Annotated in this window: 10 protein-coding genes; 9 read left to right on the top strand and 1 reads right to left on the bottom strand. The window is 36.0% G+C overall.

All coding sequences use genetic code 11. The annotated features are described in order from the left end of the window. Position 1: 1 nt before the first annotated feature. The 9 genes from AB3217_RS02110 (at position 2) to AB3217_RS02150 (ending at position 13,279) form a co-directional block, all read left to right on the top strand. On the top strand, positions 2-436 hold the full coding sequence (locus AB3217_RS02110; RefSeq protein WP_057783288.1) for a universal stress protein: 435 nt from the start codon (positions 2-4) through the stop codon (positions 434-436). Between the two features lie 253 nt (positions 437-689). After that, entirely contained in the window at positions 690-2,432 is a 1,743-nt protein-coding gene (locus AB3217_RS02115) for a thiamine pyrophosphate-dependent enzyme (RefSeq protein WP_367365617.1), read from the top strand. A 659-nt stretch (positions 2,433-3,091) separates the two neighbouring features. Continuing rightward, on the top strand, positions 3,092-3,850 hold the full coding sequence (locus tag AB3217_RS02120) for an exodeoxyribonuclease III (RefSeq protein ID WP_057783284.1): 759 nt from the start codon (positions 3,092-3,094) through the stop codon (positions 3,848-3,850). Positions 3,851-3,872: 22 nt separating this feature from the next. Further along, positions 3,873-5,894: an NAD-dependent DNA ligase LigA gene (ligA, locus tag AB3217_RS02125; protein ID WP_260267897.1), complete on the top strand. Its 2,022-nt coding sequence runs from the start codon at positions 3,873-3,875 to the stop codon at positions 5,892-5,894. Between the two features lie 129 nt (positions 5,895-6,023). Beyond that, positions 6,024-6,839 carry an ABC transporter permease gene (locus AB3217_RS02130; RefSeq protein WP_068805637.1) on the top strand — a complete coding sequence of 272 codons (816 nt, stop codon included), beginning with the start codon at positions 6,024-6,026 and terminating at the stop codon, positions 6,837-6,839. 20 nt (positions 6,840-6,859) lie between these two features. Then, positions 6,860-7,948 (top strand): ABC transporter ATP-binding protein, encoded by a 1,089-nt coding sequence (locus tag AB3217_RS02135; protein WP_260267898.1) that lies wholly within the window; start codon positions 6,860-6,862, stop codon positions 7,946-7,948. Positions 7,949-8,178: 230 nt separating this feature from the next. Beyond that, complete coding sequence (locus tag AB3217_RS02140) at positions 8,179-11,454, top strand: CDP-glycerol glycerophosphotransferase family protein (RefSeq protein ID WP_367365618.1); 3,276 nt, start codon at positions 8,179-8,181, stop codon at positions 11,452-11,454. Between the two features lie 154 nt (positions 11,455-11,608). Further along, positions 11,609-12,724, top strand: a complete 1,116-nt coding sequence (locus AB3217_RS02145; protein ID WP_317762724.1) for a hypothetical protein — start codon at positions 11,609-11,611, stop codon at positions 12,722-12,724. A 24-nt stretch (positions 12,725-12,748) separates the two neighbouring features. Further along, a complete protein-coding gene (locus tag AB3217_RS02150) occupies positions 12,749-13,279 on the top strand; it encodes a hypothetical protein (RefSeq protein ID WP_367365619.1) in 531 nt (176 codons plus the stop codon). Positions 13,280-13,459: 180 nt separating this feature from the next. Here AB3217_RS02150 and AB3217_RS02155 read toward each other — a convergent pair whose 3' ends face one another. Beyond that, on the bottom strand, positions 13,460-14,995 hold the full coding sequence (locus AB3217_RS02155; RefSeq protein ID WP_068805652.1) for a DUF6056 family protein: 1,536 nt from the start codon (positions 14,993-14,995) through the stop codon (positions 13,460-13,462). Positions 14,996-15,211 lie beyond the last annotated feature (216 nt).

Raw genomic sequence — 15,211 nt, forward strand, 5'->3', positions numbered from 1 at the left:
TATGAATCCGAAAGAGTTTAAAAAGATCTTGGTTGGTGTAGACGATTCACAGGATGCTCAATTGGCGTTTCGATATGCGATGAATCGTGCAAAAAATGATGGCGCTAGTTTAGTCATTGTCACTGTTTCAGAAAATGATGATATGAATGTGTATCAAGCACTCAGCAAAGATTATGTAAATGAAAAACATAAACGACTTATGCAGCATATCGCTAAATATCAGCAGGTGGCAGAACAATTTGGCGTGAAAGACGTTTCAACAGTCGTGGCACAAGGTAATCCAGGGAAAGTGATTGTTGATGAAGTCATCAAGGATGTGCAGCCTGATTTATTGGTAATTGGCGCTCAAGCTAAATCTGGGATTGAAAAGCATTTTGGTAGTCAAGCAGCATACATGGCAAAATATGCGCCAATATCCGTGTTGGTTGTTCGTTAATATGGTAGGAAAATTAGAACGGGAAAAGTGGTTAGATTCTGAGCGGAAGGATCTGCCCTTTTTTTCTCGTTTTAAAAATATTATTCGGGAAGCATAAAGAGACCGTAAAAAAATATTTTTTATTCGGCCTTTTTTTAACAGTTGTTCATAAAAAGTTCTTGCTTCTTTGTTGAATAGTCTGTACAATGAGTTCAACTACTTACAAAAAGTAAGCACAGTAATTCTAGTATTTAACTTAAAGGAGAACTTAAATATGGCGAAAATGAAAGCAGGACAAGCGTTAGCAAAGGTTTTAGAAAGTTGGCAAGTAGATCACATTTATGGGATTACTGCCGATTCTATTAATAATACTGTGGATGGTTTATATCAAGAAAAGGACAAAATCAAATACATTCAAGTACGACATGAAGAAGTTGGTTCCTTAGCAGCCTCTGCCGATGCCAAATTAACTGGAAAAATCGGCGTCAGTTTTGGTTCAGCCGGGCCTGGTGCCACTCACTTATTCAATGGTTTATATGATGCTAAAATGGATCATGCGCCCGTTTTAGCAATCGTTGGTCAATCTGCAACAGGAGTTATGAACACGTCCTTCTTTCAAGAAATGAATCAGGACCCGATGTTTGTTGATGTTGCTGTGTTCCATGAACAAGTGGTAAGTGCACACCAAATCCCTTACGTGGTCGATCAAGCCATTCGGGCTGCATATGCGCATAAAGGTCCTGCGGTTGTGATTATTCCTGATGATTTATCTGGACAAGAAATTGAGTTTACTGAGTTCAAAACAGCTCCTATTTATAAGGAACAAATGCACACCAAGTTTGATGAAAAAACGATTGATCACGTGGTGTCTGCTATTCAAAGTGCAAAGCACCCCGTTGTTTGGGCTGGTGTGGGATTAAAAGGAGCAACTAAAGAACTAGTTGCTGTTTCAGAAAAGTTCAGTTTACCCGTTTTATCAACCGTTCCGGCAACAGGTGTTATGCCAACTGATCATCCAAACTTCATGGGTTCGCGAGGTCGGTTGGGGACTAAACCAGGTTTTGAAGCTTCTCAAATGGCGGATTTAGTTATTTCAGTTGGTACGAATTATCCATTCCTTCGTTTTTTGCCAGAAGGCGTTAAAGTGATTCAAGTGAATAACAATGCCGCTGATATTGGTAAACAACGTGATGTGGATTTGGCAATTCTCGGTGATGGTCAAGACTTTTTAAAGGAATTGTTGAAACGGGATGTCACAATTGAAACAACTAATTTCTTAAAGGCGGCTCGTTTAGACAAGCAAAATTGGGACAAATGGTTGGACACTTTGGCAAGTGATGATTCTAAAGGATTGCCTGCAGAAGCTGTCATGAAAACCATAAAGGCACATTCAACAGATGATACAATTTTTGGTGCTGACGTGGGTAATAACACAGAATGGGCCATTCGTCAGATTCCATTGAATAAGAATCAGAAGTTCACCCTATCATCTTGGTTCGCCACTATGGGCTATGGGTTACCTTCTGGAATTGCTGGAAAATTAAGTTTTCCTGATCGACAAGTTGTGACTATTTCTGGAGATGGCGGTTTTGCAATGGTTATGCAGGATTTGTTGACAGAAGTTAAATACCAACTTCCAGTTGTGAACGTTGTTCTTGAAAACAAAGTGTTTGGGTTTATTCAACACGAAAAAATTGCTGCAAAGCAAGCACCATATGGAATCGATTTACTGGGTGCAAACTGGGCAGGTGTTGCTGAAGACATGGGCGCAATTGGTTTCACAGTAACTGACCAAAAGTCGTTAGACGCGGCATTTGATAAGATTGATGAATTACAAAAAGCCGGTAACACAAAGCCAATTGTGGTGGATGCAAAGGTTAAAAATGTGGATCCAATTGATACCTCATTTATTCCAATGGATCCAGATCAGTTCGATCAAGACACAATTGATAATTATAAGAAGACTTACAATGTGTTTGGTCAGCCAGCTTTGTCAGAAATTTTGAAAAATTTGTAAAAGAAAATAAAATGAGTTCTGTGAGAGGGTAACCTTTGTCACAGGGCTTTTTTACTTGGTGCAATTTTTTTAATGTAGATCTAAAGGTTGAAAGTATCAAAATTCCTTCAATAACTAGTATTAAAGGACTTGGTTCAAAAACAGTAATTTAATTGCTGTCCTGCGACTCCAAATCGTGCTACTATTCCGCCTAGTAATGATGATTTTCGTTCCGAAAATCTTTCTTGCTTCAGTCGATGTCGATTCTTGTGGCAAGCTCGGCCGCAAGGACTCGCACTATTCCGCCTAGTAATGATGATTTTCGTTCCGAAAATCTTTCTTGCTTCAGTCGATGTCGATTCTTGTGGCAAGTTCGGCCGCAAGAACTCGCACTATTCCGCCTAGTAATGATGATTTTCGTTCCGAAAATCTTTCTTGCTCCAGTCGATGTCGATTCTTGTGGCAAACTCGGCCGCAAGAACTCGCACTACGTTCCAGCCCAAATTTGCTGGAAGACGTCATTTTATCTAATTTTGTTGCCATGAACGTTTTCGTATCAAGCAACAAGATAAGTTTTTGTAGTTTCAACCTTTAGTTAAGAGATAAGTTTTAGAAGAACCACGCTAAATGGTATAATTCTTATCATAGAGACTTATTTCTTAGCAAAGAGGCAAAAAAATATGAAGTTAATTTCGTGGAATGTAAATGGCATTAGAGCTGCAGTGACACATGACTTTTTGACATCTTTTAAAACTTTGAATGCCGATATTTTTTGTATTCAAGAAACTAAAATGCAGGAAGGTCAACTTGAGCTAGATCTACCGGGTTATTATCAATACTGGAATTATGCTGATCGCAAGGGTTATTCTGGCACCGCTATTTTTACGAAAATTAAACCACTTAGTGTGAAGTATGGCATGGGAGTGGACGTGCATGATCATGAAGGCCGTCTAATCACCTTAGAATATGAGGGTTTTTACATGATAACCAGTTATACCCCTAATTCTCAAACTAAATTAAAACGATTAGATTATCGAATGACGTGGGATGATGATTTTCGTCACTATGTTAATCAACTGGCTGAAACGAAACCAGTTATTTTCTGTGGTGACTTAAATGTTGCCCATGAAGCGATTGATATTAAAAATGATAAGAGTAATCATCATAGTGCTGGTTTTACAGATGAAGAACGGGAAAAATTCACTGAGTTGTTAGCAAGCGGATTTACCGATACGTTTCGCTATTTCTATCCGGACAAAGAAGGTATTTATTCTTGGTGGAGCTATCGATTTCATGCCCGTGATCACAATGCCGGTTGGCGAATTGATTATTTTGTGGCTTCAAATAGTTTGCAGGATAAATTACAGGATGCTAAAATTCATAACGAAATTTTCGGATCAGATCACTGTCCGGTTGAATTGGATGTCGATTTAAAATAGTTTTTAGTGTGGAGGAATTAAAATGGCTTTACCAAAACCAACTTCAAAATATTCTGAACAAGAAGCGAGTGATACTGCCCAACAATTAAGGAAGACACTGAATCAATGGGGAAAAGATTACTACACAAAAGATAACCCGGAAGTCGAAGATAGTGTTTATGATGAAAAATATCGTGATTTGCAGGAGCTAGAAGCCGCCTTTCCTTCAATTGTGACACCAGAATCAATTACGCAACGTGTTGGTGGAGCGGTCCTCAGTGGCTTTACAAAGGTGCGACACGAAATTCCAATGTTATCAATGGGCGATGTCTTTTCCAAAGATGAACTAGTTGAATTTGATAATCGAATTCAAAAAAATGTGGGATATCCTGTCGATTATAACGTCGAATTGAAAATTGATGGTTTGGCGATTTCCTTAGTTTACGAAAATGGCAAATTGGTGCGTGGATCTACGCGTGGTGATGGGACGATTGGTGAAGATATTACCAAGAACCTGCAGACCATCACTTCGATTCCGCAGACTTTAACAAAACCGGTTTCTATTGAAGTTCGTGGTGAATGTTATATGCCAAAGCAAGCCTTTGCCGATTTAAACAAGCAGCAAGAAGAGCGCGGTGAGGCGGTGTTTGCTAATCCACGAAACGCAGCGGCCGGTAGTTTGCGGCAACTCGATACCAGAGTGACCAAAGCGCGTAAATTGGACACATTTATTTACACCATCAGTACGTTTGATAATCTGCAAGTGACTACTCAACACGAAGCGATCGAAACGCTTGAAGAACTTGGTTTTAATACAAATCCCACACAACGGGTCTGCCATAATTTGGATGAAGTTTGGGAGTACATTGATGACTATCAAGCCCAACGTGACCAGCTTGCGTATGGCATTGACGGGATTGTACTTAAGGTGAATGATTTAGATTTACAAGGCCAATTGGGTCACACAGTCAAGGTGCCCCGGTGGGAAATTGCTTATAAATTTCCACCTGAAGAAGCTTTGACAGTGATTCGTGAAATTGAATGGACCGTTGGGCGCACAGGTGTTGTGACACCCACTGCCATTATGGATCCGGTGCAATTAGCTGGATCCACAGTGGCACGGGCGACGCTGAATAATGTGGATCAAATTGCGGCTAAGGGTGTACGCCTCGGGGACACCGTGAAGTTACATAAGGCGGGTGACATAATTCCTGAAATTACGGAAGTAATTTTGGATAAACGCGACGAGAATAGTGCACCATTACAGATTCCAACGCAATGTCCATCATGCGGGCGTGATCTGGTCCATTTAAACGGTGAGGTGGCATTGCGCTGTATTAATCCTGATTGCCCAGCTCAAATGGTGGCACGTTTAGAGCATTTCGGTTCGCGAAATGCAATGAACATTAATGGATTAGGTCCGCGTTTGATTCAAGTATTTTTCGACCATAAATTAGTACGTAGCTTTTCCGATCTTTATTCACTGAATCCTGATGATTTAGCACAATTGGATAATTTTAAAGAGAAACGGATTAACGGATTATTGGAGTCGATTAATAATAGTCGGCAAAATTCTTTGGAACGTTTGGTAAACGGAATTGGAATCCCAGGAGTAGGTACGAAAATGGCCAGAATCCTGGCAGAGAGCTTTGGGACAATGGATAGCTTAGCAACAGCGAGTGAAGAGGAACTAACGGCCATTGATGCGGTTGGGGATATTTTAGCTGCTAACATTGTGACATTTTTTCAAAGTGATGCGGCAAAGAATACTATAGAAGAATTAGCAGCTTCAGGGGTCAATATGACTTATAACGGTCCAACTGCAACACAAGTAGTAGATAATTACTTTAATGGTAAGACAGTTGTTTTGACTGGAAAGCTTGAAAATTACACACGTAACGAATTAAAAGAAAAGCTTGAAAACTTGGGTGCGGATGTCACGGGCTCGGTTTCTAAAAAAACTGATTTGTTAATTGCCGGGACTGATGCTGGAAGTAAGCTGTCAAAGGCACAGACGCTAGGTGTTGAAGTCATGAGTGAAGGCGAAATGGAAGAGAGATTTTAGCCTATAACGAGTGCCAACACTATATAGTGATGCTTTCATAAGTTGTAAGCTTCGTTGACGGATGAAAATTAATCGACTATACTATCAAAATGTGAATTATCAAATGTCTAATATTAAGGGGTTAACGAAATGCATACAATGTTTCAGATAATCTCCGAACAATTTCAAAACTATAAAATTATTCGAAGAATGGCAAAATTTGGCGATAGGGCTACGTACCAAAGTCATTATTTGGGATTAGCTTGGGAAGTTTTAAACCCACTTATCCAAATTGGAATTTATTATCTAGTGTTTGGTGTTGCTTTAAAACGTGGCGATCCTATGCCAGGTGTTCCATATCTACCATGGATGGTTGTTGGAATTACGCCTTGGTTATTTATGAACAGAAGTGTTTTGGATGCTTCTAAGAGTGTGTACCAAGAAGTTGGTTTAGCTTCTAAGATGAAGTTTCCAGTTAGTATCTTACCTTCTATTAAGATAGTTGGTAATTTAGCTAGTTTTTGGACAATGCTCGCATTTTCTGTCTTCTTAATGCTAGTGAACCATATGTATCCATCAGTTTCATGGATTCAGTTTATTTATTACTTTATCTGTATGATGGCGTTACTTTACGCATTGGGAATCTTTAATTCAACTGTTACTGTTTTAGTGCGAGATTGGCAAATTACGTTACAATCAATTTTGAGAATGCTCTTTTATATGAGTGGTGTCCTCTTCAATTTTGCAACTTCAAACTTTCCTGTACTATTAATCAGAATTTTGGAATTGAATCCATTCTATTACATCATTAACGGAATGAGAGAGTCTTTACTAAATAAAGGGTGGGTTTGGCAAGAACCAAATCTTACAATCTCCATTGTGTTTTGGATGTTTGTGTTTATCGTAATGACGGTCGGTACGTTCTTGCATAATAAATTCCGTGCTAACTTTGTTGATTTGATTTAGAAAATGGAGAATATGTAATTATGTCTGAAGAATATAAGATCAAGCTAAAAAATGTAACCAAAGAATACGATCTTTATAGAACAAAAAGTGAAAAACTAAAATCATTTTTTAATCTGACAAAACATGACAATGTTCCTCATTTCTGGTCATTAAAGGGTGTCAGTTTAACAATTTATAAGGGCGAGTCAGTTGGGATTATTGGAGTTAATGGTTCTGGTAAGTCCACGATGTCAAATATTATTTCTGGAATTATTCCGCAAACAACAGGATTTGTAGATGTTCGTGGGGATACTTCAATCGTTGCAATTAGCGCTGGTTTGAAGAGGAGCTTGACAGGGCTTGAAAATATTCGGTTAAAAGGGCTTATGCAAGGGATGTCTTTTGCGGAGATTGATGCTGTCCGGGATGATATTATTGAATTCGCTGATATTGGTGATTTTATTGATCAGCCTGTAAAAGATTATTCATCTGGTATGCGATCGCGGTTAGGATTTGCGATAGCTGTCCATATTAATCCAGATATTTTGATTATTGATGAGGCTTTGTCTGTAGGTGATGATACTTTTTATCAAAAGTGTTTAGACAAAATTGAGCAGTTCAAAAAAGAAGGCAAAACAATTTTATTTGTGAGTCATTCTTTAAAACAAGTTGAAATGTTGTGCGATCGAACTGCTTGGATTCACTTCGGAGATCTAAGAATGCTTGGCGATACAGAAGAAGTTGTTAATGCTTATCGTCAATTTTCAGCTGATTTCAAGAAAAAATCTGCAAAAGGGCGTTCCAATTATCAAAAAGAAAAGAAGCAGTTACAACTTAATTTTGATATTAACGCCTATGAACAACAAGTAGCCAAAGAAACACAAGAAAAAGAAGGAATTGCTGAACATGAGGCAAAGAAAGCAACCCATAATTTATTTTATGGTGAGGTTTTGCCAAGCAAAATGACAGCTGCAAGTAAGTGGCTAATCTTAGTAGCTCTGTTCGTGATGTTATTCTTTGCCTTTGTAACAGTATCTGGACATTCAGTAACTAAAAGTATCAGTGATCCTAGTGTGCTTTTACATCCGGTGTATCCAAAGACTTCAGGGGCAGGACAGATATTTAAATAAACAAATTTAAGAGAACTAACGATTACTAGGGCCTGTTTGTAATTGATAGGTGAAGGTGGAAATACTTTCTCTATTAATTGTGAGAAGCCCTTTTTTTATAACAATGGTGCGCAAACTCTTGTGATAGGGTTAGAAATGATGAGAGTAGGATGGTGCTTTGAATCCAACATTGATCATCTTAAAAACCTGGATTTTTTAAAAATGGATTTTTGGTATTGGGAGGAGTTTTTTTGGAAAAATTAAAAGCGAAAATTGACTCTGGAAAACTTTCAATTAACGAAACACAGGAAAATGGGGTTAAAAATCTGCAACTTCTTCTGAAAAATGAAGTTCAGTCTTTTTCATTCACAAAGGAGACACAAGAGGTTAAAGAAACGGCGACAGATTATCTTTTTTCACTAGATCTGGGGGAAATCTTGGACGAAGTGGGAAATTCTGAAGAGTGGAACGAGAGTATGCCTAAGTTTCGTGTTGTGCAGGAATATACTCGTGTAGATATCAACACAGGAGAAATTAAATCATTTGAACGCAGCCTCCAAATTCCGCTCACGAAAGAATGGAGTTTGAACGGATTTAATAAAATTTGGGATAAAGAAAGAAAACACTTTTTTCGACCATATTTTACAAAGAAAAACGCGTTGGCATTTCTCTTTGATCGAGATATTAGTTTGCATCAGTACCTGAATTATACATTAATTCGTAAAATTCAAGTTCAAGAAGAATCCGTTTCAATTGAAGGCTTTTTTGATACTCTATTTTTCCCGCTTCAAGATTGTCATTTAGAAATTGTAGAACGTAGTGGGGAAAAGGCTTATAGCCAAGACTTTGACTATGAAATTGAGGAAACAAAATACTTTAATATTCATAGGTATGCCTACAAGGTTAATTTAAAGATGACGGAAATTGGTGATTATCTGAAGAAATTAGACCAGTCTAACGAACTAGCATTGGATTTATACTTTGTAGGTAATTTAGTTAATACAGATGCACCGATAAGAATTCGTGTGGGAAATCCTCGCTTTATGACAAATCATGAATTAAAAGGTGAAATGGCCTTAAAAGATTCAAATAGAAAACAATGGCTGTCTCTTGTCCCTTACTTCACGATTAAGGGGTTTAATTTATCATTCAATTTTAATGCTTACGAACAAGAAGCATATGAATACTTTCGTGCGCATCAGCATAACTGGCGTTCGGTTGCTAAACAGGGTGCAAATCGTAATATTTGGATTATTGGCGAACGCTCATATAAAGCCCAAGATAATGGGTTCCGTTTTTTTAAATACTTAAGAGAAAAACATCCAGAAATTGAGGCGTACTATGTTATTAGACGTGACTCTGTTGAACGGCGTAATGTTGAACCTTTAGGAAATGTAATTGCGTTTGGATCTGCTGAACACTTCCAAAAGATTATTCAAGCAAAGTATATTTGTGGTACGCACCATCCGGATTTCTTGTACCCAATCCGTAGTAAAATATATGAAAATCATATCCACGCAAAGCGAATTTTTCTACAGCACGGTGTTTTTGGCACAAAAAATATTACACCTTTTTATGGTAAGTCTGTGGTAAACGGTTTCTATACGGATCTTTTTATTACTAGTTCGGAAAAAGAAAAACAGATTGCTATTACTGATTTAGGTTATTCAGACAAAGAAGTGGCTGTTACGGGGCTAGCAAGGTTTGACAGTTTGTTTAAAAATGATTTACCCGTAAAAAAACAATTACTGATTATTCCAACGTGGCGTGACTGGCTTACAAATGATGAGATTTTTTCAAAAAGTGAGTATTTAACTAGATATCATGATTTGCTGTTTGATCCACGTTTAAAGAAATTCTCTGATCGTTATAACATGGAGATTATTTTCTGTTTGCACCCTAACATGCAGGCGTATATTGATTATTTTAAAGATGCACCCGTTACTATTGTTCACCAAGGGGAAATTGATGTTCAGGTCCTGATTAAAGAAAGTTCAATGATGTTAACTGATTATTCAAGTGTGGCATTTGATTTCAGTTTTTTACATCGTCCCGTTCTTTATTATCAGTTTGACAGGACTAGATTTATCGGAAAATATGCCTCTCATATTGATCTTGATAATGAACTGCCTGGGCCAATTACTGATTCATTAGATGGAATTTTTCAGAATCTTTTTCAATATGGAGAAAACAACTTTTTAATGAAAGAGCGCGATGTACAAAAAGCGGATCGCTTTATTGAAAACCGTGATACACATTCGTGTGATCGTATCTTTCAGGCTGTTACAAGCCTAAAGGATAAGTCGATTAAAGAAAAAATTCTAAGTAATGAAGTTATTATGAAACTCCAAAAAAAATTCAGGCGTAATCGTAAGTTGTATTTTCCAACTATGAAGATTCTTTACTGGGTTTGGTCACATTTCAGTCCAATTAATCAGAATAGAGTGTTGTTTGAAAGCAGTGTTGGGAAACGGTATGAGGATTCTCCACGAGTTATTTACGAAGAAATGGTTAAATTACACCCTGAATTTGAATATGTATGGGTTTCTAAGAATAATCAACCCTTAAGTGTTAATCCACATACTAAAATTGTTAAACGGCTTTCTTTTGATTATTATCGTTATCTAGCAACTAGTCGTTATTGGATCAATAATCAAAATTTTCCAACCTATTTGACGAAGCGTAAAGGAACAGATTATTTACAAACATGGCATGGCACGCCATTGAAAAAAATGCAACATGATCAAGATGTCATTGAAGGTAGAACGGCAGGGTATTTGGACCGCGTGACCCATGCAAAAAATCAATGGTCAGCATTAGTATCTCCCTCACCTTATGCAACAAAGGCATTTCGCTCAGCCTTCCATTACGAAGGACCAGTAATTGAAAAAGGGTATCCACGAAACGATATATTTTATTCAGACAATGTTGATGACATTAGACGAAAAATACGAAATAGGTTAAAAATAGAAAAAGGCAAAAAAGTGATACTTTATGCGCCAACTTTTCGAGATTACGAAAAATCTGGTGGTAGATTTGTAATGGATAATCAACTTGATTTTGAAAAGTTCGAAAAGCAACTGGGTGACAACTATATCCTCCTAATGCGCGAACATGTTGTCGTGGCGTCTAAGCTTCGTATACCGCTAGAAATGGAACATAACATTATTAATGTCTCGAATTACCCAAGTGTGCAGGAGTTAATGGTTGCCAGTGACATGCTGATAACTGATTATTCTTCAATAATGTTTGACTATTTAAATACTGATAAGCCAATTTATTTCTTCTGCTATGATCTGGAAAAGTATTTAGAACTTCGGGGAGTATACTTTGATTTTACTAAGGAAGTCCCGGGACCCATTGTCAAAACTGCTGAATCTTTATTTGAAGAAATTAGTAAGGGCGACAGCTACTGGAAGAAATATGGGTCTAAGTATAAACAATTTAAAGACAAATTTGTGCCATATGACGGTAAAAATACGGCTACCGTTGTTTATAAAACATTCTTGTCTATGTTTGCCAAATAATATTTGAAAAGTAATTTGATGATTTTCTTTAAAACAAATCGAATTTTTAAAAGAAGGATTGGTGGTTCTGACTGTCAATTCTTTTTTTGTAGCATTTTAAACACTGGTATCTTATGCTAAACTAAGCAAAGATTATATTTTGGGGGATTAAATCTTGAATCGGATACTTAACAGATTAAGAAAGCATGTTTTAGTAACGAAAAAACACGGATTTATTTTTTGTATGGTTTCACTTATTTTATCTCTAGTATATGTAGTAGCCGTCTTTTATAAAATTGCAACTGTGCCAGCACTATTTGTTGATGAGGCAAACTATGCTAGTGAAGTAATAAGTTTTACAAATTTTGGAACAGACATTCATGGATTGCATAATCCAATTTATTTCTCCTCAGTATGGGGGCAAGGCCAATCTGTTTTGTATAGTTTTATTGTACGGCCGGTTATTAAAATGTTTGGATTTAATTTTTTTAATTTTCGCTTTCCAATGGCGTTTCTGTCAGTGGTCTTGATTTTTATTATATGCGGATACGTGTTACATGTAAGCAAGAATTATTTGGCTACTTTTTTAATGATGTTAGCATTTATAACTTCGCCTTGGTGGTTTACAATGGCTCGATGGGTGCTTGATGCCAATATCGCACCTTTATTTGTAGGATTTTCCTTAATGGCTCTATTATTTTCATTTGAGAAAAGCAAAAAATGGAAACAAATTTTAGGATTATTTGCCTCGGCATTATTAATGGGCTTGGCAACATATGGATACATTGCAACTTGGCTTTATTTGCCGGTTTTTCTTTTCGTTCTGGCAGTTTTTTTATATAAAAGTAACTTGTTAAATATTAAAATGATTGTGGTGTACTTAATTAGTATCTTGGTTATGGTATTACCTTTGATATATTTTGCATTTAGTATTTTTATTAAGCATATTTCGAAACCAGTTAAGTTTTTATGGATGGATGTCCCGCCATTGCCTCAAAGCCGGACTTCATCTCTAATTGATTTTTCCGGAAATGTTGTTAATACAATGTTGCATAATTTTATTTCCGGATGCCAAATGTATTGGAGTGGAACGGACAGTCTCAGTAGAAATTCAACTGCACCATTTGGTATGGTTTTCCCATGGGTTTTAGTTGTTTTTGTAATAATTGGACTTTTATCAAGTAAAAAGTTATTACCTAATAAATTAATGGTTTTAAAAAATATTTGCGTGATTGCATTAATAACATTTGTCCCTGTTGCATTGATTACAGTTCCCAATTTTACGCATTGAAATTTAATTCACGTTCCGTTGATTGTGTTGAGTGGAATAGGTATGTACGTTGTAGCTAGCCATCTGCCTAGATATATTTGGATAATTTTGTTTTTAGTAATATCTGTGTTACCCATGAGCGTCTTTGTGCATCAATATTTTCAAGTGAGTTCTGCATACAGAACAGGTAATGTCAGACAATTTTCGATGAAAAATACTAAAAATATTAATCAATTTATGGAAAAAAGAAAGAAAAGTTTATTGTTTACAAATCCAGTTTCTCGAAATTTTGTGTATTTTAGAGTTTATCAAAAACCAGTTGATCATGAACAATATTTAGCAACTCAAGAGAAAAAAGCGGAATTTTCAAGTAGTATGGGTCCAAAGAAAAAATATGGCTATTTAAGAAATATTACGGAAATAAAAAAGGAGTACCGCGCTGCTCACGATTATATATTAACTATTAGCAAGAAAGATAAAATTAATGATGAGAAATTAACGCATAGCCACTTAAAAACTATAAAAACTTTCCGTGACGGAAAGATAGTTTATAAGTTAGACAAAATAACAAATTAATGAACGCTTATAGGAAACAACTCGCAAAAAAAGCATTGATAGGAAAAATTTCTATCGATGCTTTTTTTTGAAGTATATGAATAACAGACAGTACAAAGTACAGCAAAAGTGTGCAATTTTAAGTAGAAATTTAAAGCAAGTAATCAACATAAAGTGTCCGATTATTAATTAAAGGCAAAATTAAAAGGATTTTTGGTATTTTTTCCAATCTTTAAAAGGAACAAAGACTAAATTATGCGTTTTTTCAGGAATATGCATTCTTCGCATATAAACAAGATGTTGAACACGATTAGGCATAGGGGATGTATCCCAATTATATTGTTGAAATGGTAGTCTTGAGACATAAACTGTAGTTTTTCTTTGTCTTAGCTGGGAACTAATGGCAGCAGGACGGTAATGATTAACGTACCCGTTTGCAGTCATGATTCCTAAAACAAATATCATGGAAAACGTTCCAAATATAAGTGGCATGTATTTAAATTTATGAGTATGATCAATTTTAATGGTTAAACTAGAAATGTAATTTACTAATTCAAGCGCTGCAAGAATCATAAAAGAAACGGTTGCAAAGGCGCATCGAGGACCATACGGTGTTATAACTGCAAATGGTGCCGACAAAAGGAGTGCTGACGCAATATAAAAGATTAACTTCGTGCGCAGGGGTAGACTATTAACGAAAACAAGCGATAAGCAAAGTGCTACCACAAAAACAATACTAAAAATTGAAAGAATATTGAGTATTAGTTGTGAATCGAAATTTGCTGATGAAAATAAATTACGGATAAAAGCGGCAAAAAAACTATAACTAAAAAGAATAAGACTTAACAAAAATTTCAAAAACGAAACAATCAAATTTGATTTTGTTTGCCACATACAAACAATTAAACAAGTGCTGATTATAAAGATAATAACGCCGTTTTCTTGAAAAACAAATTTATACATACTAGTAGAATATATTTTTACGATTGTATTCCACATTTGTACTCCAAATGCGACATGGCGAAAATTGTCTTTTCCAGATAGTGCTGAGACGTAAATCGGGTTACTAAACATAGTTATAGCACCAAGCACAGTACCGAGTGTATAAGCAATAATGCTTGGTAACTGTGATTTATTAATAACCAAGAAGTAGACAATTGCTCCAATTCCTAAAACTACTGAATAGATTGTTATATTTTCAATAATTAAGCACGAAGTAATTCCTAAAATGAACATACCAAATAATGTGGGTAAATGAGTTTTATTCTTTACGAGTAGATGTTTTTCAAGCCAGTAGATAAAATAAAATACAGGCAACATTCCTAATATGTAGTTGATAAATCCGGCGAACCAACCAAAAGTTTGAGAATATATTTCAGTTGACATAGTAAGAAAAAGACCGATGGTTAATAAATAGTGCCAAGCATGTGCAGAATGTTGATAGAAAACAAGTCTACTTGTCCAGCCTATTAACATTGTGCCTAATATTGCGTACAGGAAAATTCGAATGAAGAAAACTCTTGTAATAATAATTTCTAGTATATTACTAAGTAATCGTCCGTTATATCCGACAAATCCCGTGGACAATCTATGCATTCCGATTTTCGAAGCCCAAGTCCAGTCATCACCACTTAATGGAGTGACAGTAGCTAGTAATAAAAAGAAAATAAATATTATTGCTAAAATAAAGAACGCTGCTTTCTTTGATGATTTACTTTTTTTGATAATTTGTGACATACTTCGGATCATCCTTTCCCCATAAGATATACAGGAACTTATTTACTATTTGCATAAAGCACAATATAATTATATTATTCGCTTCAACAAAATAACCTGCATAGACTAATTATAACAAAGTATGATAAACAGGGTTTAGGTAACTTCGTGAAGTCCTGTTGAACACACAACAGATGATTAAGATTTTAGGGAGAAGTTATATATGAATATGATGAA

This window comes from Pediococcus parvulus (assembly GCF_964063155.1).
Taxonomy (GTDB): Bacteria; Bacillota; Bacilli; order Lactobacillales; family Lactobacillaceae; genus Pediococcus; species Pediococcus parvulus.

Excerpts from the sequence above, each read along its gene's own strand:
- AB3217_RS02110 (WP_057783288.1), top strand. The coding sequence starts at position 2 with ATGAATCCGAAAGAGTTTAAAAAGATCTTGGTTGGTGTAGACGATTCA.
- AB3217_RS02115 (WP_367365617.1), top strand. The coding sequence starts at position 690 with ATGGCGAAAATGAAAGCAGGACAAGCGTTAGCAAAGGTTTTAGAAAGT.
- AB3217_RS02120 (WP_057783284.1), top strand. The coding sequence starts at position 3,092 with ATGAAGTTAATTTCGTGGAATGTAAATGGCATTAGAGCTGCAGTGACA.
- ligA (WP_260267897.1), top strand. The coding sequence starts at position 3,873 with ATGGCTTTACCAAAACCAACTTCAAAATATTCTGAACAAGAAGCGAGT.
- AB3217_RS02130 (WP_068805637.1), top strand. The coding sequence starts at position 6,024 with ATGCATACAATGTTTCAGATAATCTCCGAACAATTTCAAAACTATAAA.
- AB3217_RS02135 (WP_260267898.1), top strand. The coding sequence starts at position 6,860 with ATGTCTGAAGAATATAAGATCAAGCTAAAAAATGTAACCAAAGAATAC.
- AB3217_RS02155 (WP_068805652.1), bottom strand. The coding sequence starts at position 14,995 with ATGTCACAAATTATCAAAAAAAGTAAATCATCAAAGAAAGCAGCGTTC.